Below are 19,663 nucleotides of genomic sequence, written 5' to 3'. Positions count from 1 at the left end.
TCAGGGGGGCCGTCGTTTGCGCCTGGTGCAAGCGGAGCGGCTTAGCCTGGGTGTTGGTCACGGTGAGCTGGTAGTGGCCGGCTGGTTGCTGGGGGAGGCGACACCGGTTAAGACGCGTTGTTTTGGCGGAACGCCAGATGATGCGACCGTGACGGCGGATGGTCAACCGGCCCAGGTGCGTGTGGCCGGGGTCGATTTTGAGTTGGTTAAAGGCGACCGGAGCGGTGAAAGCTTGGGTCACGGTCTGCTGCGAAGCAAGGGTCACGAAATGCGGCTGATAATACCGGCCTTCATTTTGGCTGACCACCCGCACCGTCTGGTTAATGGGAGTGGTGCTTAGAAGACCCAGTTGGAGTAGGGCGACTAAGACGATGAGGCTAACGCCGCCACGGCGCCACCAAGTGTGTGGCCAATGGAACTGCCACTGCCATGCGGGCGTGGTAAGGCCGACCGCTGCGCCGGTCAGAAATAGGGGAAGAAGTGGCAACGCGTACCGTTCGGCGGTCTCCCAGAAGATGACGTGAAAGGCGGCTAAACCTAAGGTCATCAAGCTGCCTAGCAAAAAGCCAGCCGACCAGCGGCGCGCGTGCCACTGCCGGAGCCCCGCTACTAACGTCACCTCTAACAGGGTCAAGTAGCTGATCTGGGCCCAGTTGGCCAGTAACCAACGAAGGCGGGGGGACTGGTTGCGGACCCAGTTGGGTAACCGCATGAAGGCGGAATTGCTGTTGAACCCGTCAAAGGTTCCAGTCGCTAGTAGGCGGCGGGTCTTTTGAATCAGGTGGATGGCGGTACGGAACTGTTGGCGAGCCACGCGACGTTTACCAGCCGCCGTGGGCTGATGAATGACGGCTTGGGCATCGGCGCGGTTATAGGTCCCACTGTAATCAGGGTTCCAACTCATGGCTATCCAACTGGTCACGGGGAGTGTTGCGGCCGTGGCTGGGTGAAAGCCCGCGGCGCGTTGTCCGGCGTGGACGCCAACATTCCCGCCTAACAGGCATAGTCCCAATAAAAGGGTGACCCCAGTGCGACCAAAGCGACGGGTGGCCGGTAGGATCCAGAGCCATAGCAGGACCGCCAGGGCGAAGACCACGAGGTTGGCTTTCAGCAAGATGGCTCCAGTCAAGGTTAGGCTGAGGGTGAGTGCCGCGACGAGCCACCGCCCCCAGGTCGTCGCCTGGCGTAACCGTTGGCTGGTGACCAGCACGATTAAGCCCACGGGCAGGACCCAAATGTCACTATAGGTGGTCAGACCGTAAGTGTAGAGGGGAATACAGGTAGTAGCCAGGACCACGAACAGATTGGCCGTCACGGGATTGTGGCGGCGTAAGTGGTGGGCCATAATCGCCAGACCCAGATCGAGCCAGCCAAACTGGACCAAGTTCAAGAAGACCCCGGTGGCGGTCCCGAACAGCTCCCGCCCAATCTTAAGAAGACCAGCCAGTAGCAGGGTCAGCGTCACGTTGTTGGGGTAGGTGTGAAAGTACGGTCCCCAAGTCGTGTGCCCGTTGATTAGGGCAAGCGCTTGTTGGTGGACCAGAGCCAAATCGGCGCGTGGCGCGGCTACACAAGTCAGGGCAATTAAGAGCTGGACGACGAGTAGTACGCCCCATAAGCCGACGGCCCAGGTGCGGTGGTGGCCGGGATGCTTGGTCCAATAATTGACGAGGCGTTGCCAACCCCACCAGCCACCCGCACTTGCTAAAGCGAGGACTAAGGGTGGCCACCAGGCCCGCTCGGTGCTGGTAGTTACAGGAAAAAAGAGTGCTAATAGGACGATTAGCCCTAAAAGTAGGGTCATGAGCCGACCGGTGAAGGAACTCACGAATTGCCGAAGCACGGGAAAACGCCTCCTGACATAAATTTAGGCTTACCCTGTCATCATAGCGCAAAAAAATGGGGATTCGGCCACCCCAATTTAGTTACGGCTAAAACGGCAAACAACGGGGCTAAAAGATAGTCGCCGAGACGGCCAAACGTGTGTCTACTGAACGAATCTGGACAAAAACCAAGAAAACCTTGTGAAGCTGATACGATAGTTTTGTGATCGCTTACAGTCCGAAGTACCCCTGATTTAGGTAACGAATTATCCTTAAAAATGGCGATTAAGAGGCTTATCGATAGTCAATCAAACTGTAACTTTTGGTAATCTAATTGCAACTAACTTGTTACGGTCCGCACACTTAAATCCGTTACAGTGAAGGAGACTTAGTGAATTGGAGGTGGTGACCGGGAGGAGCTACCGGTAACGAGATGGTCGCCGGTAGATAGCGTTGGAGTCGGATCATCTAATACTTAAGAGGGAAGTGCCAACATGGTTTTTACACATCATTTATTGCGCCGGCTAACGCAAACTTTGGCGTTGACCGGTGCTGTTGCGGGACTGGCTTGGAGCGGCCAAACGGTTGCTCACGCGAGTACCTTGGCAATTCCGGATATTTCGGAATGGCAAGGTAAATTAACATCGAGCCAGGTCTCCAACTTAAAGGATCAAGTATCCTTCGTCATCAACCGGCGACAATACGGGTCATCTTACAAGGACAAGTATGCGTCTAACAACACCAAACTGTACGTCAAGTACGGCATTCCGTTTGGGGAATACGATTATGCCCGGTTCACCAGCGCTAGCAGCGCCAAAACAGAAGCCAAAAACTTCTACAATCGGTCAAACAAAAATGCTAAGTTCTACGTTTTGGACTTTGAAGAAGACGACGTGACGTCCGGGACCACGAACGCTGCGGTCAAGGCGTGGTACAAGGAAATGCGGGCGTTGACCGACAAAAACTTGGTCTTCTACTCCTACCAATCCTTCGCCACTAGCTACGCCAATACGGCACGGAAGAATTTTGATGCGCAATGGATTGCCAACTATTCCTACGCACCAACGATTTCTTATGCGCTGTGGCAGTACACGGATTCCCATTACTTATCGTCATTAGGCGAATACACGGATAACAGTAAGGCCGTCACCTCGGTTCACCCGATTTCTTGGTGGACGGACGGCGTCACGACTGCCTTATCCCATAGCAGTACGACTTACGCTTACAGTAGCTACAAGAAGGGCCAACATATCTACCTGCATAAAGGGGCAACGAAGTACGCTGATGGGACCTCCATCTCCTCTTCCGACCGCCAGAAGTTCTATAAGATCGGTAAGGTCAAGAGCGTGACGCAGTCGACCTCAAAGCAAAAGCTATACATCAGTAAACTAGGCAAGTGGGTTCTGTCGCAAGACGCGACTGGTTATTGGGTTGGCCAACATGGTTCCTTTACCTTGAACCATAAGCTCAATCTGTACAAGGACAGCAGCTTGAAGACCAAGACTGGCGGTTACTACGTTTCTGGTGATACCGTAAAGGGGAAGATTGTCAAAGCCCCAAGTGGCAAGTCCTACCGGATCAAGACTAGTCTGGGTTACCTGTCAGCAAACACGAAGTACTCAACGCACGCTTACCATGAAGCCTTGAGCTCTGATAAGAAGGTTACGACCAAGAAGACCTTGTACGAATACACGGGGAGCACCTTCAAGAACTCCAAGCGTTACAAGAAAGTGAAGAAGGGCACCACGCTGAAGGTTAAGTCCGTCAAGAAGCGGTCGACGGGGTCACGGTACTTCGTCTTAAGCAATGGCAAGACCATTACGGCTTTGAAGTCTTTCACTAAGGAATAAGGGGGATCTCGCGATGACAAAACGTACAAAGAAGTTATGGATTACGGCGGCGTCCAGTTTAGCAGTTCTCGCCGCTTTAGGGTCTGGTACGGCTCTGACCATGCACGCGGCTAACGACGTCAGTTCTGTCAGCCAAACGACGGCACCGACGACCGCTACGGCTGATAGCACTAAGGTCAGTGCTAAGAGCGTCAGCGGCACTAAGCAAAATTACACGGTCAAGTACCAAGATAAGTCCGGTGATCAAAACGCCACCTTCCAAAAGAAGACGTTGGGCACCAGCCAAACGGCCAACAAGGAAGTTGACTACGTGGGCAAGACCGATGGGGCAGCTGTCAAGCTGACCAACTCGACCAAAGCCGTCTCCCAAGGCGTTATGGGCCACACCTACGTCCACTGGAACACGGGCAAGTGGTCGATTACGGCGGTCACTAATAATGCTGACGCGGCTGGGAATCCGCAACAGTTTGCCAAGCAAATCAACAAGCAATTGCAAAAGGCCACGTTACCGGCTAACGCCAAGAGCGGGTCGGTCACCGTTTACAGTGGCAATGAGGGCGACCAGGCCAACACCGTTAAGTGGCAGTCTGGCAAGCATCTTTACACGGTCAACGGTGAAGATGCCGCTACGACGGTCAAGTTGGCGCAAAACGCCGATTAGTTTTGACTAACACCAATTTGGTCTCTAAATAAAGAGCTTGGACTTTTAAGGGTCCAAGCTCTTTTTTAGTCATGAAGACTTTACGCTAGTCAATTGTCAGCCATGGCCGTACACTAGAGATATGTCAATTTAATGGGGGCCTGACTTGTGAATAAGTGGCGACAACCGGAATCAGGGTGGTCCTGGTTCTCTCAACGATTTTTAAATAATCACATTACGATTTTGCTCTTAAATTTCTTTTTATTTCTGCTAGTGGTTCGTGGGGTGACCCAAAATGCCCACCTGTTGAACCCGTTGTGGCGATTTATCGGCATCGCGGCGCCAGCTGTCATCGTGGCGGGGATCCTGTTCTACGTCCTCGATCCCTTGGTCCACCTCATGGAACGGCGATTACATATCAAAGAGGGCATCGCCATTGGAGTTGCCATGGTGCTCACGGTGGCTATCATCGTGTTGCTGTTCTGGAACTTGATTCCCTTTTTGACCCGCCAAACGGCCAGCATGATTAGTTCATTGCCGCAGTTTGCTAACGACGTCATGCAAAAGCTGAACCACTTGAACCAGCAACATCACTGGCTGACGACTGACAACTTAAATGAACTCAATCAGCGCGTCGCCACCTACTTCTCCAAGCGCGGCTGGAACCTTTTGACGGGGACCTTAAGTTCACTCAGTAACGTGGTCACCACGGTCAGTGATTGGGTCATCACGCTGATTACTGCGCCGCTGGTCTTGTTCTTCATGCTGAAGGATGGCTCACGTTTTCCGCAATTTCTCAGCCACGTGGTGCCGACCCTGTACCGGGACCGGTTCATTGTGATGCTCGACCAGATGAACGTAAAAGTCAGCTCATATATTCGGGGACAATTGACCGTAGCGTTCTGTGTCCTGATCATCTTCTCCGCTGGGTATTCGATTATCGGCTTGAAGTACGGCTTGTTGCTAGGGGTCATCGCGGGGCCGTTGAACCTGATTCCGTACTTCGGTTCGGCCATTGCGCTGATTCCGGCGTTGATCATCGGAGCGATCACCAGTCCGTCGATGCTGATTGGGGTGGTCATTGTGTACCTGGTCGAATGGGTCTTGGAAACGCAGGTCCTGTCGCCGTTGATCATGGGGAACAGCCTGGAGATGCACCCGATTACGATTGTCTTCGTCCTGTTGGCGGCTGGCAAGATGTTCGGCTTGGCCGGTGTGGTCCTTGGAGTGCCCGGATTTGCCGTGTTGAAGGTCTTTGCCATGACCCTCTTTCACTGGTATCAGGAATATTCCGCGTTGTACCCGGACGTTTTGCCAGACGATGAAGCACTGGAACAGACCACTAAAACGGCGCCGCTCTCGGCCACGAAGCCGACCACGTCACCGGATAAAAAGGCTTAATTGAAAACTAATCTGAGTCGGGAAGCAGTCCCGGCTCTTCTTTTATCCCAGGGGGTAAGGTATTTGCGGGGTAAGTCGCTTAGTCTTTAAATTACACGCTTAGACAACCGACCATGCTATCCTAAGGGCAAGCGGGGATGGGCCTCGCGGTGTTGCCGGTAGAACCAAGTTCACAGAAAGCGGGGAACCAAGATGCGCGCAGCTTTAGAGTGTTTAGCGGTGATTTGGGCCGTGGATGCGCTGGTGTTGTGGTGGGTAAGTGTCAATCCGTTGGGACAACCGGGCGGCCAGGGGCACCCTTTAGCCGTGACCATTGCCGTCTTCTTGGGTAGTTTGAGTTTATTATGCGTCTGTGCAGTCCTCTACTTGACCTTGCGGCATCCGACGAAGCGACCACCCCAACCTTAACCCTTTATTAACGCCGGCATGGCGCCTTTAGCTAACGATAAGCTCCGTTTGCTATAACCATAACATGGCTTTTGACAGTGTTGTCAAAAAGCGAATGGAGGCGACTCAATGAATTTTTGTAAACGTGCCTGGCTGAACGTCTGGGCAAAAAAGGGGCGGTCGATACTGTTGATTTTAGTGTCGGCGGCTATCCTGATGTTCGTACTAGCCGGATTGTTGATCCGTAGTGCGGCTGTGAAGGCGACCAACCAAGCGAAAGCGGAGGTCGGCGCAACGGTCACGTTGTCGGCTAACCGGCAAGCGGCATTCAAGCAGATGCGCAAGAGCAGTCAATCGAAGTCGAGTAAGCGCTCGAAGCTGACGTTGAACCCGGTCAAGCTGAGTGATGCGACTAAGATTGCCAAGCTCAAGCATGTTGGGAGTTATAACGTGACCAGCACCACGTCGGCGAACGCCAAGTCCTACGATACGGTCTCGACCAGTACCGGCATGGGCGGCGGTGGCACTAGCGGCGGCCCGGGTAAGATGGGCGGCAAGACGACCACCAGTACCGGTGACACCCAGATCGATGGGGTTACGGCCACGAGTTTGACCAGTGACTTTAGCGACAAACAGAGCAAAATCGTGAAGGGTCGCGGGATTACCAGCAGTGACCGTAACACTAATCACGTGGTCATCGAAAAGGAACTGGCAAGTCAAAACGACTTGAGCGTAGGCGATACCATGACGATCAAGAAGACGACCGGCAATAAAGGGACCGTCAAAGTGAAGGTCGTGGGGATCTATAAGGCAAGCTCCAGTAGCGCCAGCACGGCAGGGCCGATGAGTACTGACCCGTCGAACACGGTTTATGCGTCCTACACCTTAGCCAACAGTTTGAAGGGTAGCAAGTACGCCAATACGGCGGATTCTGTGACCTTCAACGTGACGGCACCGAGTCAGGTCAGTCAAGTCAAGAAGGCTGGGAACAAGGTCATCAGTTCCAGCAAGTATGCGTTGAGCACCGACGATTCCAGTTACCAAACGGTCAAAGCGTCGATGAGTAGCTTTGAAGGCTTTGCCAATAAGATCGTCTGGTTAGTGGCGATTGCGGGGACAATCATCTTAGCGTTGATCGTCATCCTGATGATTCGTGAACGGCGCTTTGAAATCGGCGTCTTACTCTCCTTAGGGGAAGCGCGCTGGAAGATTGTGGCGCAGTTCTTTACCGAAATGATCATGGTCTTAGTCGTCGCCTTAGCGATTGCGGGCGTCGGCGGGAAATTCGTCGGTAACCAACTGGGCAGTCAGTTGATGTCGCAGGCAGCAACGACCACCCAAACGACCAGTTCAATGGCCGGTCAAGGCCAAGGCGGCGGTCAAGCCGCAATGACCACCCAAAGAGCGCGGCAACGACTAAGTTGGCCATTACGGTCAGTGCGGTCGATCTGGCCAAACTCGGTGGGTTTGGTCTTGCCATTACCTTCCTGTCGATTATGTTGGCTTCAGGAGGCATCTTGCGCCTGGAACCGCGTAAAGTCCTGATTTCTTAAGGGGGTCCGTCAATGTTAAAAACACAAGATTTAAGCTACTGGTATCAGAATGCCAACCAGCCACTTTTTAAAAACGTCAACTTAGAGTTTGAGGAGGGTGAATCTTACGCCATTCTCGGCCACAGTGGGACCGGGAAGACGACCTTCTTGTCCCTGATTGCGGGGTTGGATACGCCCAAGGATGGGGCTATCCTGTTGCAGGACCAATCTCTAAAAAAGATTGGCCTGACCAACTACCGGCGCAAACACGTGGCCATCGTCTTTCAAGCCTATAACCTGTTCACGTACATGTCACCGTTGAATAACCTGTTGACGGCAATGGCAATTACGGAATCCAAGCACGCCGGTGACCGGGAATACGCAACGCAGGTCTTACGGGACCTGGGCATCGGCGAAGACCTGATCACCCGTAACGTCCAGCACCTGTCCGGGGGTCAACAACAACGGGTCGCCATTGCCCGGACCATGGTTTGTGACGCCCGGCTGGTCGTGGCCGATGAGCCTACGGGGAACCTGGACGAAGACAACACGCAAGCGGTCATTACTCAGTTCCAAAGCATCGCCCATGACCAAAAGAAGTGCGTGGTGATCGTCACCCACGAACTGGACGTGGCCGCAATGTGTGACCACCAATATCGGTTAGAAAATCGGCAGTTTACAAAATTAGCTTAACAGTTGAAGTGACATCTAAAACGGCTAGTTCCTACGGGAACTAGCCGTTTTTGGGTGTTTGGAAGGTCAAAACCCAAATTCTAGCACAACCGGGGGCGACTCCCTATAATGTAGCTGTACATTTTCATTTTATCTGACTCAATGAAGAAGGGTGATTCGATGACAGTTTTCAGTGCGTATTCCGATGATGATATTCTGGCCGATTTAAAGGCCCAGGTAGCTGACGGCGCGGTCCTAACGGATCAGGCAACGTTGCAGAAACAATCCTTTAATTCGAATGCGTCGGGGGGGCGACGGTAGTGGTCTAGCCCGGGCGGTCGTAGAAGTCCAAAGTGTAGCGGATATTCAGGGCGTGTTAAAGGTCGCCCGCAAGTACCATTTGCCGGTGATTCCCCAGACCACGGCTACCAGTACCGTGATTGGCTCCGACGGGATTGCCGGAGGACTCATCTTGTCAACGCGGAAAATGGCTCAGATCCTCGAAATCAGTAAGGATGATTCGTTGGCCGTGGTCCAACCCGGCGTGGTCAATGGTGACTTAGACCAGGCGGCTCGTAAACAGGGGTTGTTTTATGCCCCGGACCCGGCCTCGAAGCCGTTCTCGTCGATTGGTGGCAACGTCTCGACCAACGCCGGTGGGATGAGCACGGTGCGTTACGGCGCCACCAAGGATAACGTCTTGGGCCTCAAGGTCGTGTTGGCGGACGGGCGTAAGGTAACGCTCGGCGGTCGGACGTTGAAGCAGGCTTTCGGCTATGACTTGACCCAGCTCTTCGTGGGCGCAGAAGGCACTTTGGGAATCGTCTACGAAATCACCGTCAAGCTGATGCCGATTCCACTAGGCACGTCCATCATGGGGCTGGCCTTCTTCAAGGATATGGCCCAACTGGCCCAGGGCGTGACCGCCATTCGGATGTCCGGGGTCTACCCGACCATGCTCGAAGCATTGGACGGGAACACCATTGGGGCTTTGGATAAGTACGAAAAGACCCATTACGCTGACAAGAGTGGGGCCATGTTGATCTTCCGCTTGGACGGGAGCAGTGACGCGAACATCCAGGTCTTAAAAGACCTGTTGGCCAAGTATGATGCTCAAGATGTTCAGGTTACTGCCGATGAAGACGAACAAGCGCAACTCATCCAACTCCGACGAGACATGTTGCCGGCGGTCTTTGCGGGGCAAAACCATTTGATGGAAGATATGGCGTTGCCACTGTCGCAGTTAGCCCCGATGATGGCCTATATCCAACAGGTCGGCCACGACCTGGGCGTGACCATCTACACGGCGGGACACGCTGGCGACGGCAACGTTCACCCGACCTTGGTCTGGCCTAAAGACCAGCCTGAAGTCCCCGGTGCGGTCTTAGAAGCCTTACGGCGGATCTTCTGGAAGACCTTGGAGTTAGGTGGTACCATCTCCGGTGAACACGCCGTGGGGATGATGAAGAACCAGTGGAACCAACCGGAACTGGACGATAACGTCGATTATCTCCAGCATCAGTTGAAGACGCTACTGGATCCGATGAATCTCTTGAATCCGAAACGCAAAATTAATTGAATTGGCGATGTAATTTGCGTGGCCCGCGGGGGTCATGCGATGGATTCCCTCCAACGCGTGGTGGGGGGAATCTTTTTTGATGGGGAAAGAAATGGGCGATGAAAGCCGGCGGTAGCCCGTCAACTCGCGAAAAATGGCGGATTAACCAGACAAATGACCAGATTAAAGTTACAATTGAAACCGAATACACCGCGAAACTAGTCTTCGGCCGGCGTAGCCTCACGGACAGGTGGTACCGGATGGCATGATTTCTTAGGGATAACTTAACGGAACAGACCTTACTTTTTATAATAATGTTCTTTATTATCAATTGTATAGACAGTTTTATAGGGGTCGCGACTAAAAGTCGGCGGGGAGGTTCCCACAGGCCGACAGCGGAGATAAGGATCTGATACAGTGGAAGAGAGTAAGAACGTACATGTTGAAAGCTTGTTTACAACTTACATGGCTTTAAAACGTGAGTTAGAAAAATCAGCAACCCGGTTCCAACGACTTACGGGGATTTCAGTGGACCAATTTGCAATTTTACATCAAATCCTGGAACAGCCGGGGAAATTGACGTCCGCGACGGTCGCGGATAGTCGGGGGATTTCTCGGGCGGCCGTTTCTCGGGGCATCTCGCAATTGATTCGGCGTGGTTACGTGGAACCGAGTTATGAATCGGCTGACCGGCGGATTCGGCCACTCTCGTTGACGCCCAGTGGCGAACAACTAGAAATCGAGTGTTACCGGGTGGTCCAAGCGGCGGCCGAACTGATGAACGAGACCATCGAGATTGCGGACCCAACGACGTTGATCGTGGATCAACTGACCCAGATGTTGATGGCGGTCACGGCTCGGGGCAAGGCAGATGCTGAACGCGACCGGGTCTAACCCGCAGTTGTAGTAAAACCTGAAGTGGACTTTTCAAGGCTTGCGAGCCGCGAGAAGTCTTTTTTGACGTTGTGTCCGAAATAAGCGGCCAACATGACCCCATATTAATAAATTTGTGAGACCGCCTCTTCTCTGGCAAACGTGTTTCACGCGGGGCGTGGCCCGGGTGGAATCGGTTTCCACTGACTTTTAGCGTATGAAACAATTTCAAATTTCCCCCAAATTCGGCTGATTTTCATGCTATAATCATAACCGTTGTCAAAAAAGACAGCACAACATGTTGTGCTTATTTCAAGAATTCATCCGGATGAAATACCACATGTGGCGAACTAAACGGTGAGGGAGCGTTTTTCGCATGCAACACTATTTTCAATTTTTGGCCCACCAATTAAAAGGCTGGCCGCAACAGAACTATTACCTATTCTTCTTTAGCCTGGGGTGCCAGGTCATGACGTTAGTCGGGCAACCTATCACGCCCCTAACGATTCTGACCTTTATCGGTACGACGCTCGGGGTCCTGTGTGTCCTGGCCATCAATGCTGCCAAGTCCGTCAACGGGGTTCTGGGAGTATTGTCGGCGATTTGTTTCATCATCACCGGCTTCGCAGCGAAAAACTACTTAACGATTTTTGAACAAGTGGCGTACGTCGTGACCCTGGATATTCCGGTCTTGATCAGTGCGGACTGGAACGTCAATATGGCGTCCAAGATTCGCCGCTTTACCAGCAAGAGCTGGGCGATTGCCTTGGTTTCCACGGTGGTCATTTACGTGATCTCCGGTTGGGGCATCGGGGCGTTTACCGACGACCCGCGGCCGTGGGTCGATGCCATTAGTTTCGCCATCAGCTTCACGGCGGGCATCATCTGCTTCCTACGGTTCAACAACCAGTACGTTTGGTGGATTGCCTCCGGTTTGGCGCAAATGGTCCTCTGGTTCATTTCCTTCCGCCAAGGCTCCGCGACGTTGGCGATGTTTATCAACAGTTCCGTTTACCTGGTCAACGACGTGTTGGCCTTCACGGTTTCCCCGTGGTACAACGAAAAGGAACGGCAACGGGTCGTGGCCCAAGAAACGGCTTACGCCGGTCAGTTGAACGAAACCAACTAGCTTGACTTTAATTTCAAATTCCCTAAAGGGACCCAATTCTTAAATGAGTTGGGTCCTTTTTTAGCGTCTAAGAGGAGGTTGGTGGGGGAAACGTGGTACACTTAAAGCATCGCTGAGCAAGGGGGGAACGGGCATGATTGTTGAACGCAAATTAGGCGGTGACGGCCAGGCGCTGGTGTGGGTCGAAGCGGCTGTTGAAGGGGAAACCGACCGAGAACAGCTCAAGCAGATGTACGGGTTGACCGATGAGATTTTGACCTACGTTACCGATGAAAACGAACGGTCCCACTATGACCGCGACGAGTACTTAAACACCCAACTGTTCGTCCTCCACGTGCCAGTCATTATCGACGCCGTGGCCCAACGGTCGATCACCCGGCCAGTCACGCTCCTGTTGAAGGGCAACCGGGTCTTCACGATTACCACCAAACGCACTCAGTGGGTCAACCAACTCCTGGAGCAACGCTTGGACTACACGACCATCCAGGACACCAACGAGTTCGTCCTGATTAGCTTCTTCATCTTGTTCGACCAGTTCATCGGTCCTGTCCGCAAAATCAATGCCGAACAGAACCGACTAGACCGTCAGTTGAACCAGTCTCCCGATAATAAGGATTTGATTGCGCTGTCGAACTTGCAACAGAGTCTGGCGTACTTCGTCAGCGCCACGCGCAACAACACCATGCTGGTGGTCAATTTGACCAATAAGCCGTTTGGCAAGCAACTCTCCGATAAGAACCGGGAACTATTGGCCGATGCGGTCATTGAAGCTCGGCAGACCTCCGAAATGACCGCGACCGAAGCCGAGGTCGTGGATCGGATTTCGCGGACCTTTAATAATGTCTTGAACAACAACCTGAACGCGACCATGAAATTTTTGACCATCTGGTCGTTGGTGCTGACGATTCCCACGATTGTGACCGGTTTTTACGGTATGAACGTGAAACTGCCGATTGCCAATAGTCCCATCTCGTGGGTCTTCACCATCGTATTGATGGTCGGGTGCATGGTGGCGATTGCGCAGTACTTGCGCCACCGACATTTTTGGTAATGAACGCAACTAAAGGGGCTAACCGCGGGACTGACCGTGAGGAGTCCTTTTTAATTTAGGGTGGAACCGGTTGCCTTTTTCCTGAATTTCATTATAATTGTTAGCTGACTAACAAAAAGGAGGTAGGACGATGGAAAAACGGTTAGGCGGGCTATTGCGTGACGCCACCAACCAAATGACACTGGAGATGAATGCCTTTGCCCGAAAATATGGGTTGACGGGCATGCAAATGTCGGTGATCGATTATTTGGGTCGCCGAACAGACTTGGTGACCTATCAAGTCGACGTCGAACACGAGTTTGAGATTCAGCGCTCGACCGCGTCATTGCTGATTCGGCGGATGGTGGACCGGGAGTTAGTCACCCGAGTGGTGGCGGCTGACGATAGTCGCAAGCGCCAACTTGCGCTCACCGCTAAGGGGCGCCAACTGGTCCCCGTGGTGACGCAACATCTGGAACAGCAGGACTACAAGATGATCGCCGGGTTATCGCCCGAAGCCGTTGCCGGTTTTCGGGAAGCCCTCTTGCGGATTAAAAAATGGTAATTCAGAAAGGAAGCTAGTATGACAACTAAAACAGATCGAATCAGTCCCCGCGTTATCGGGGCCGTGTTAGCGACGGGGTTGATGTCGCTGAGTGGGGTCATTGTGGAAACGGCGATGAACATCACGTTCCCTACGTTGATGCGCGAATTTGATATCACCACCGGGACGGTGCAATGGATGACCACCTTGTACTTATTGATTGTGGCCTGCATCGTGCCGATTTCCTCGTACTTAAAACGCCGGTTCCCGATGAAGGGGTTGTTTGTGACGGCAAACCTCCTGTTCATCGCTGGCATCATCGTCGATGCTTGTGCCCCCAGTTTCGCATTTCTATTGACCGGTCGGGCGATTCAAGCCTTCGGGACGGGGATTGCCCTACCGTTGATGTTTAACATCATTTTGGAGCAAGTCCCACTGAGTCGGTTGGGCCTGATGACCGGGGTCGGCACGTTGGTGACGGCGATTGGGCCGGCGATTGGGCCGACTTACGGGGGCATCTTGATCACGGCTTTGAATTGGCGCTACATTTTCTGGATCCTGGTGCCGTTTCTGGTGGTGGCCTTCTTCGTGGGGGTTAACACGATTCGGCAGGTCACCCCGACGCGCACCGTGAGGCCTTCGATTGGCTCAGCATGGTGGGCATCATCGTGACTTTTGGCGGCTTCATCTATGGCTTCAGCGCCGTGAGTCAGTACGCTTGGATGAGCTGGCCCGTGTTGGGGTCACTCATCATCGGCTGTCTAGGCCTCATCTGGTTCACCCACCACTCGTTACACCTGGACCAACCACTGATTCACTTGCAGGCGTTACGCAACAAGGCCTTTAGCGGTCATCTGTTGGTCTTTTTCTTGTTGCAGATTGCCTCGTTGGGCCTGTCGTTCATTTTGCCGAACTACCTGCAATTGGTCGACCAGCAAACGGCGTTCGTAGCCGGACTGATCGTCTTGCCCGGCGCCTTGATTGGCGCGTGCTTTGCGCCCGTGGGTGGACAGATCCTGGACCGTTTTGGCGCCCAACGGCCCATCTTATTGGGGATTGGCCTCGCCGAAGTGGCTTTGATCTGCATGGCCTTGCTCGCTGACCACTTGGGGGCCAGCGTGATGCTCGCGCTGTATATCCTGTACATGATTGGGATTGGCATGGGGTTTGGCAACATCATGACCAGTGGGTTGAAGCACTTGTCAGCGGATTTAAAACCCGACGGCAACGCCTTGATGAACTCGTTACAGCAGTTCGCCGGGGCTATCGGGACCGCCCTGGTCTCCGCTATCATCGCGGCCGCACAAGCCGTTTCCGGGTCGACTACGGCCCTCAAGACGGCCAACGGTTCGCAGACGGCATTGACGGTCTTAGTGGTCACCAGTGCACTAAGCTGGCTGGTGATGGCTTGGGCGTTACGGCAACACGGGACCTTTACCAAAAAATAATCCCACTTTTGTACCGGGTGCGCCACATGGTAGTGGCCCGGTAAAGGAAGGGATTTCAGGCTAGACGTTGGTAGGGTTATTAACCTAACTATGGGGAAAGTCCCCGTATCCGCGTCGTACAGTCCGTGCTAGAATAGCCTCCAATTTAAGGGAAGACCTTCCCGTTAAAGTGAGATGCTCGCGATGCAATTTGACTGGCGATACGGGTTTCATGCCTTTTGGCTCTACCTGACCTTTATGATTTTATTTAGCGCAGCGTATTACTTTACGACCACCCAGCCGTTGCAAACGGCGGTGGGCGTGGTCGTGGCTCTCGGGGTGATGGATGCGTTGTTCATGCACCACTACCCGTATTTCAGCCGAGTAAACCGCCAAGGCGCCTCGGCATTCATCAGTTTGGCGTTTTTTGGGATTCTGGCGTTGTTGGCTTTGACCTTTAACCCGACGTGGCCCCAAGGTATCTGGGACCTGTTGAGTTTCGCCGTGGCGGGCGTTGGTGGTTCGTATGACGGGTTTGCCGCCCACAAGACGAAGATCTTGCCGTACCAAACGCGACGAGATTTGATCCGTAAGGCCCAGATCCTACGCAAACCGATGGAACGTTAAGTTTAAAAAAGCACCATTGTCCAGCATTGGCTGGCGGTCAAAAGACCGCCAGGTGATGCTTTTTTTGTGCGGGGCTATGACGCGAGATCTCCGGTTTCGGATAAAAGGTCAGTAAAAAACGCCGTTCACTTGAACGGCGTTGGGGTTGAATAAACTTAGGTTAGTCGGCTGGGCTGTACATCCAGTCGTACGACAGGAGTTGGTGGAATCGTTCGCCAATCGGGACCCAGAGCTTGGCTTTGGCAATATTGGTAATGGATTCCCAAAACAGCGGGTCATGGCGTTCCTTGTCGCTTAAATTAATGTTGACGTAACTCCCAGCTTCCGTTTTGGCAATCACGTAAGGGTAGAAGACCTTGGTGATCCGGGCGGGCGTAATAGTATGAATTTGCGGGTTGTTATCAATCAGCATAGTCAGACACTTCCTTTCACTTGATGACTCTAGTATAGCGAAGAAAACGTCGGGAAGTTATCGGTTTTGGTTAAGGATTGTCTGAGAATTTCTTAGGATTCCTTAGCGGGGGCAGCGGTGAGTGACACGGTGAAAATGGTCCCTTGGGGGTGGTTGTCACTGACACTGATGTGGCCCTGGTTGAGCTGGACTAATTGTGACACGATAGCCAGCCCCAGTCCACTACCTTCGACCTGGTTGGACCGTGATGAATCGACCCGGTAGAAGCGTTCGAAGATGTGTTGCCGGTCGGCTTTACTGATACCGCGGCCAAAGTCGGCCACGGCTAACGTCACGGTGTCGTCTTTTTGAGCGACCGTGACCGTGATAGCCTGGTCGTTGGGTGAATACTTGTGGGCGTTATCGAGCAAAGCAGTCAAAATCTGGTGGACCAGATCGGTATCGCCTAACGCCATCGCCGGGGTCGCGGGCCCGTGAAAATTCAAGGGTTGTTCAATCAGGGGTTGATAGTGGGTCACGACACCTTCCGCTAACTTGGCAACGTCGATGGGGACTAAGTCGATATCTTGCGCTCGGTCTGCCCGGGATAGATGAAGCAGGTTTTCAATCAGGTGTTGCATCCGCAACGATTCCTGGTCGATGAAGCCCAACGACTCGGGGATAACTTCGGGATGTTTGGCACTGTGACGGTCAATCAGCTTGATGTTGCCCCGAATCGTGGCAATCGGAGTGCGTAATTCGTGCGAGGCATCGGAGATGAACTGCCGCTCACGTTGTAACCGCCCATTTTGCGAAGCCAGCAATTGGTTGAAATCCTTAGCCAGTTGGCCAACTTCGGCGGGTTCGGTAGGTTGGGGAAGCGTTGGCTGAGTTGTTTCCGGGTTGGCCGCGGCTTGTTGGGCCGCGCGGGCCAATTCGATGGTCGGTCGACTGATCTGGTTGGCCAGCCGGCGCACGAAGAGTAGCCCAATCAGGAGACTCAACCCGATGGCGATGATCAACACGGCAATCAGCACGTGGAGGTTGCCTAATAAGACGTGCATGCCAATATATAAGAGGTAGGTCTTATGGTTCATTTTTAAGGATTCGGAGAAATACAGGCCCGCCTTTGGAATATAGATGAGGTGGGTGAAGGGTACCTGCCAACTATTGGTGAGGTTGGGGACCCGGTTACTTGGGAGAAATGAAGTGGTCGAGCCATCGCTGTTTTTGACCACCACAAAGGTGTTATGGGCGTTCAATCCACTACTACGGTTGATGGTCAACCAGTCCTGAAAGGTGTTGGCTTGGCTGATCTGCAAATTAGAACTGAGCTGAGCAGCTTGGTTCTGAGCCCGGAACAACTGGTCAACGCTCAAGGTCACGGACACGGTCAGTGTGATGACCAACCCAATGGTTAGGAGCAACGTGGTGAAAGAGCGGCGAATGATGGCCGCATAGGAACGCGGAACCTTGGTCTTTTTCATGAGGCATCATCCGCTTCCAGACTGTACCCGACGCCCCGAATCGTGTGGAAGAGAGGTGTTTGATCGCCCGTATCGATTTTATTGCGTAAGTAGCCGATATACACGTCGACGACGTTTTGTTGGCCCAAAAAGTCGACGCCCCAGACGTTATCTAGGAGCTCGTCACGGGTGAAGACCTGGCCGGGATGGCGCATCAAGAAGAGCAGCAGGTCGTATTCCCGTTGGGTCAGTTGCAGGGTTTCCGTGCCCCGGGTGACCTGGCGAGTCTTGGTGATGAGCGTCAGATCGGCGACGTGGTAGGTTTGGTCCAAGCCACTTTGGTGGGCGGTTCGACGCTGAATCACCCGAATCCGGGCTAATAGTTCTTCAATTTCAAAGGGTTTAGTGATGTAGTCGTCGGCCCCGTTGTCCAAGCCGGTGACCTTGTCGCCCAGGTAATCACGGGCGGTCATCATAATGACGGGCAGGTCATCGTGTTTACGAATTCGGCGGAGGACCTCCATGCCGTCCATCCGGGGGAGCATCCAGTCTAAAAGAACCAGTAACAGGTCGTCGCGATGCGTCTGGTAGGTTTCCCAGGCAGCTTCCCCGTCGGCAGCGGTCAAGACCTGAAAATCTTCGAAAATGAGTTCCTTGGCCACGTAACTGGCGAGACCGGTCTCGTCTTCAACTAACAAGATAGTGTTCTTCATAGTGAAACAGTCAACTCCTTAATTTTATGGCCCTAAATAGGGTGGGGGATAAACCACCCCAGCTAGGCAACGATAGCCGCTGATAGATGGCTGATAATGGCTATCTGGCGGGGATGGGGGGTATTCAGTGGTATCTTAGCATAGTTTTGCGGGAACGAAGATAAGAAATTCATATTTTCACCTTAACGAAGCTTCAAGATTTCGACCAGCACCGCATGGTATAACTAAGACATTGATAAGCAACCGACTAAAACATCCATTGAGGAGTGGTTTAAATGACCAAGGTAACCCAGAAAATGAAAAAGTTGTTATTGGGAACGATGACGGTGACCATGTTACTGGCAACGTCCGCGGGGGCGTCGGCAGCGACTAAGACCACGGTTTCAGCTGAGCCGGTCCAGGCAACGGTGGTCTTCCCCACCCAGGCAACGACGACCGTTCAGTTCACCAAGGTGCACTTAAAACGCACCAGTGCTAAGCAACTATCCACCCAGGTTCAAACGGCGGTCAACGCTAGTGCCTTGAACTTAGATCAACGGCACCGGGCCAGCCAATTAAAATAGGCCAGATCATCCAACTCGCAGAATAGAAGCCGAAACGATGAAAAACGGCGTCGAGAAGTGTCTCGGCGCCGTTTTTTGTGACGATGTTATGGCTAATGGCCCCACGAGGTGGTTCCCGTGACGCCCGTGGTCATCGCTAAGCTTGCGCCTTGATGGCGTCGGCAATCGGGGTATCCCCGTTCACGATGGTCAAAATATGCTGTGGGAGCGGGTGTTTGACAATGGCGACAATCGTTGCCGCAACGTCGGCGCGACTGATGCTCGTGGACCCGTCGAGACCCGGATCGACCGTAATCTTACCGGTCGGGTCGTCGTTGGTCAAAGTCGTTGGCCGGATGATGGTGTAGTCCAAATCAGTCCGGTGTTGTAACCACTGGTCAGCGTAGTGCTTGGCCACGTAGTATGGTCGGATACCGGTCTGGTCCCAGAACGACCGTTCGTCGGCGCCCATGGCACTGACCATGATGAAACGCTTGATCTTGGCCGTCTCGGTCGCTTGCATGGCCTTGATGGCACCATCCAAGTCGATGTTGAGCGTCATGTCATCGTCAGTACTACCACCGGAACCGGCGGAGAAGATGACCGTGTCGACGTCTTTCATGGCAGGGACTAACTCATCAGCGGTGCCCATCAGATTTACCATCCGAGCCTGACCGCCCAATTTTTCGATGACGGCCGCTTGTTCGGCGTTGCGAATCCCGCCGTAGACGGTTTCACCGGCGTCAGCTAATTGTTGAACGATGTGTTGTCCAACGTGGCCATGGGCCCCAATTACTAAAGTTGTCATAAATCAAAAGACCTCCTATGAATTAGTGGCACGTGACTGGTGACCCTAACGGCCCAGTCCAATCACGGTTAGTTTAGTTGACTTAACTAATGCCTACCTTATCGGTTTTGGGCGCGTTTGTCAGCTAAAACGACTTCCGTTCGAGAGTTTTTGGGGTTAAAAGTTCCAGTCGGTAACGCAAGCCGTTTTCAGTGGTTTTTCACGTGATAAGCCGTATAATGGAGCCAAAGCTCCCAGATGGACAGGTCGC

The 19,663-nt window shown here is 53.1% G+C and carries 18 protein-coding genes and 2 pseudogenes; 15 read left to right on the top strand and 5 right to left on the bottom strand.

Annotation, left to right across the window (positions count from 1 at the left end):
• On the bottom strand, window positions 1-1,843 hold a 1,843-nt coding region (locus DXH47_RS09625), incomplete at its 3' end, for a hypothetical protein (protein WP_129033120.1).
• 474 nt (window positions 1,844-2,317) lie between these two features.
• On the opposite strand from DXH47_RS09625, the gene DXH47_RS09620 reads away from it, so the two are divergent.
• The 14 genes and pseudogenes from DXH47_RS09620 to DXH47_RS09560 all read left to right on the top strand — a co-directional run bounded on the left by DXH47_RS09620 (window position 2,318) and on the right by DXH47_RS09560 (window position 15,493).
• Window positions 2,318-3,673, top strand: a complete 1,356-nt coding sequence (locus DXH47_RS09620; protein WP_129033119.1) for a GH25 family lysozyme — start codon at window positions 2,318-2,320, stop codon at window positions 3,671-3,673.
• A 13-nt stretch (window positions 3,674-3,686) separates the two neighbouring features.
• Window positions 3,687-4,334 carry a hypothetical protein gene (locus DXH47_RS09615; RefSeq protein WP_129033118.1) on the top strand — a complete coding sequence of 216 codons (648 nt, stop codon included), beginning with the start codon at window positions 3,687-3,689 and terminating at the stop codon, window positions 4,332-4,334.
• Between the two features lie 147 nt (window positions 4,335-4,481).
• Window positions 4,482-5,714, top strand: coding sequence for an AI-2E family transporter (locus tag DXH47_RS09610; protein WP_129033117.1), 1,233 nt, complete (start codon window positions 4,482-4,484; stop codon window positions 5,712-5,714).
• A 192-nt stretch (window positions 5,715-5,906) separates the two neighbouring features.
• Entirely contained in the window at window positions 5,907-6,122 is a 216-nt protein-coding gene (locus DXH47_RS09605) for a hypothetical protein (RefSeq protein ID WP_129033116.1), read from the top strand.
• A 108-nt stretch (window positions 6,123-6,230) separates the two neighbouring features.
• A pseudogene (locus tag DXH47_RS09600) lies at window positions 6,231-7,654 on the top strand (ABC transporter permease).
• Window positions 7,655-7,666: 12 nt separating this feature from the next.
• Window positions 7,667-8,326: an ABC transporter ATP-binding protein gene (locus DXH47_RS09595; protein WP_129033115.1), complete on the top strand. Its 660-nt coding sequence runs from the start codon at window positions 7,667-7,669 to the stop codon at window positions 8,324-8,326.
• Window positions 8,327-8,485: 159 nt separating this feature from the next.
• Window positions 8,486-9,884, top strand: a pseudogene (locus DXH47_RS09590) (FAD-binding oxidoreductase).
• A 396-nt stretch (window positions 9,885-10,280) separates the two neighbouring features.
• Complete coding sequence (locus tag DXH47_RS09585; RefSeq protein ID WP_225423561.1) at window positions 10,281-10,757, top strand: MarR family winged helix-turn-helix transcriptional regulator; 477 nt, start codon at window positions 10,281-10,283, stop codon at window positions 10,755-10,757.
• Window positions 10,758-11,112: 355 nt separating this feature from the next.
• Entirely contained in the window at window positions 11,113-11,865 is a 753-nt protein-coding gene (pnuC, locus tag DXH47_RS09580) for a nicotinamide riboside transporter PnuC (protein WP_129033114.1), read from the top strand.
• A gap of 133 nt (window positions 11,866-11,998) precedes the next feature.
• On the top strand, window positions 11,999-12,916 hold the full coding sequence (locus DXH47_RS09575; protein WP_129033113.1) for a magnesium transporter CorA family protein: 918 nt from the start codon (window positions 11,999-12,001) through the stop codon (window positions 12,914-12,916).
• Between the two features lie 130 nt (window positions 12,917-13,046).
• Window positions 13,047-13,460 (top strand): MarR family winged helix-turn-helix transcriptional regulator, encoded by a 414-nt coding sequence (locus tag DXH47_RS09570; protein ID WP_129033112.1) that lies wholly within the window; start codon window positions 13,047-13,049, stop codon window positions 13,458-13,460.
• Between the two features lie 18 nt (window positions 13,461-13,478).
• Window positions 13,479-14,111, top strand: a complete 633-nt coding sequence (locus DXH47_RS12030) for an MFS transporter (protein WP_318531351.1) — start codon at window positions 13,479-13,481, stop codon at window positions 14,109-14,111.
• Window positions 14,108-14,887, top strand: a complete 780-nt coding sequence (locus DXH47_RS12025; protein WP_318531350.1) for an MFS transporter — start codon at window positions 14,108-14,110, stop codon at window positions 14,885-14,887. The genes DXH47_RS12030 and DXH47_RS12025 overlap by 4 nt, the downstream gene beginning before the upstream one ends.
• Before the next feature lie 183 nt (window positions 14,888-15,070).
• The gene (locus DXH47_RS09560; protein WP_129033111.1) at window positions 15,071-15,493 is read left to right on the top strand and encodes a hypothetical protein; all 423 of its coding nucleotides are present in this window, start codon (window positions 15,071-15,073) and stop codon (window positions 15,491-15,493) included.
• A gap of 160 nt (window positions 15,494-15,653) precedes the next feature.
• On the opposite strand, the gene DXH47_RS09555 is transcribed toward DXH47_RS09560, so the two are convergent.
• The 3 genes from DXH47_RS09555 to DXH47_RS09545 form a co-directional block, all read right to left on the bottom strand.
• A complete protein-coding gene (locus DXH47_RS09555) occupies window positions 15,654-15,905 on the bottom strand; it encodes a hypothetical protein (RefSeq protein WP_129033110.1) in 252 nt (83 codons plus the stop codon).
• A 92-nt stretch (window positions 15,906-15,997) separates the two neighbouring features.
• Window positions 15,998-17,371 carry a sensor histidine kinase gene (locus DXH47_RS09550; protein ID WP_129033109.1) on the bottom strand — a complete coding sequence of 458 codons (1,374 nt, stop codon included), beginning with the start codon at window positions 17,369-17,371 and terminating at the stop codon, window positions 15,998-16,000.
• Window positions 17,368-18,063: a response regulator transcription factor gene (locus DXH47_RS09545; RefSeq protein ID WP_129033108.1), complete on the bottom strand. Its 696-nt coding sequence runs from the start codon at window positions 18,061-18,063 to the stop codon at window positions 17,368-17,370. The genes DXH47_RS09550 and DXH47_RS09545 overlap by 4 nt, the downstream gene beginning before the upstream one ends.
• 275 nt (window positions 18,064-18,338) lie before the next feature.
• Here DXH47_RS09545 and DXH47_RS09540 point away from each other — a divergent pair, with 275 nt between their 5' ends.
• On the top strand, window positions 18,339-18,626 hold the full coding sequence (locus DXH47_RS09540) for a hypothetical protein (RefSeq protein WP_129033107.1): 288 nt from the start codon (window positions 18,339-18,341) through the stop codon (window positions 18,624-18,626).
• A gap of 136 nt (window positions 18,627-18,762) precedes the next feature.
• On the opposite strand, the gene DXH47_RS09535 is transcribed toward DXH47_RS09540, so the two are convergent.
• On the bottom strand, window positions 18,763-19,413 hold the full coding sequence (locus DXH47_RS09535) for an SDR family oxidoreductase (protein WP_129033106.1): 651 nt from the start codon (window positions 19,411-19,413) through the stop codon (window positions 18,763-18,765).
• Window positions 19,414-19,663: the final 250 nt, after the last annotated feature.

The sequence above is a fragment of the Levilactobacillus suantsaii genome (assembly GCF_004115745.1).
Taxonomy (GTDB): Bacteria; Bacillota; Bacilli; order Lactobacillales; family Lactobacillaceae; genus Levilactobacillus; species Levilactobacillus suantsaii.
This window is presented reverse-complemented; position numbering and strand designations above follow the sequence as displayed.

What these genes read in the sequence shown, in the direction of transcription:
- DXH47_RS09620 (WP_129033119.1), top strand. Translation starts at nt 2,318, where the DNA reads ATGGTTTTTACACATCATTTATTGCGCCGGCTAACGCAAACTTTGGCG.
- DXH47_RS09615 (WP_129033118.1), top strand. Translation starts at nt 3,687, where the DNA reads ATGACAAAACGTACAAAGAAGTTATGGATTACGGCGGCGTCCAGTTTA.
- DXH47_RS09605 (WP_129033116.1), top strand. Translation starts at nt 5,907, where the DNA reads ATGCGCGCAGCTTTAGAGTGTTTAGCGGTGATTTGGGCCGTGGATGCG.
- DXH47_RS09595 (WP_129033115.1), top strand. Translation starts at nt 7,667, where the DNA reads ATGTTAAAAACACAAGATTTAAGCTACTGGTATCAGAATGCCAACCAG.
- pnuC (WP_129033114.1), top strand. Translation starts at nt 11,113, where the DNA reads ATGCAACACTATTTTCAATTTTTGGCCCACCAATTAAAAGGCTGGCCG.
- DXH47_RS09575 (WP_129033113.1), top strand. Translation starts at nt 11,999, where the DNA reads ATGATTGTTGAACGCAAATTAGGCGGTGACGGCCAGGCGCTGGTGTGG.
- DXH47_RS09570 (WP_129033112.1), top strand. Translation starts at nt 13,047, where the DNA reads ATGGAAAAACGGTTAGGCGGGCTATTGCGTGACGCCACCAACCAAATG.
- DXH47_RS12030 (WP_318531351.1), top strand. Translation starts at nt 13,479, where the DNA reads ATGACAACTAAAACAGATCGAATCAGTCCCCGCGTTATCGGGGCCGTG.
- DXH47_RS09560 (WP_129033111.1), top strand. Translation starts at nt 15,071, where the DNA reads ATGCAATTTGACTGGCGATACGGGTTTCATGCCTTTTGGCTCTACCTG.
- DXH47_RS09555 (WP_129033110.1), bottom strand. Translation starts at nt 15,905, where the DNA reads ATGCTGATTGATAACAACCCGCAAATTCATACTATTACGCCCGCCCGG.
- DXH47_RS09550 (WP_129033109.1), bottom strand. Translation starts at nt 17,371, where the DNA reads ATGAAAAAGACCAAGGTTCCGCGTTCCTATGCGGCCATCATTCGCCGC.
- DXH47_RS09545 (WP_129033108.1), bottom strand. Translation starts at nt 18,063, where the DNA reads ATGAAGAACACTATCTTGTTAGTTGAAGACGAGACCGGTCTCGCCAGT.
- DXH47_RS09540 (WP_129033107.1), top strand. Translation starts at nt 18,339, where the DNA reads ATGACCAAGGTAACCCAGAAAATGAAAAAGTTGTTATTGGGAACGATG.
- DXH47_RS09535 (WP_129033106.1), bottom strand. Translation starts at nt 19,413, where the DNA reads ATGACAACTTTAGTAATTGGGGCCCATGGCCACGTTGGACAACACATC.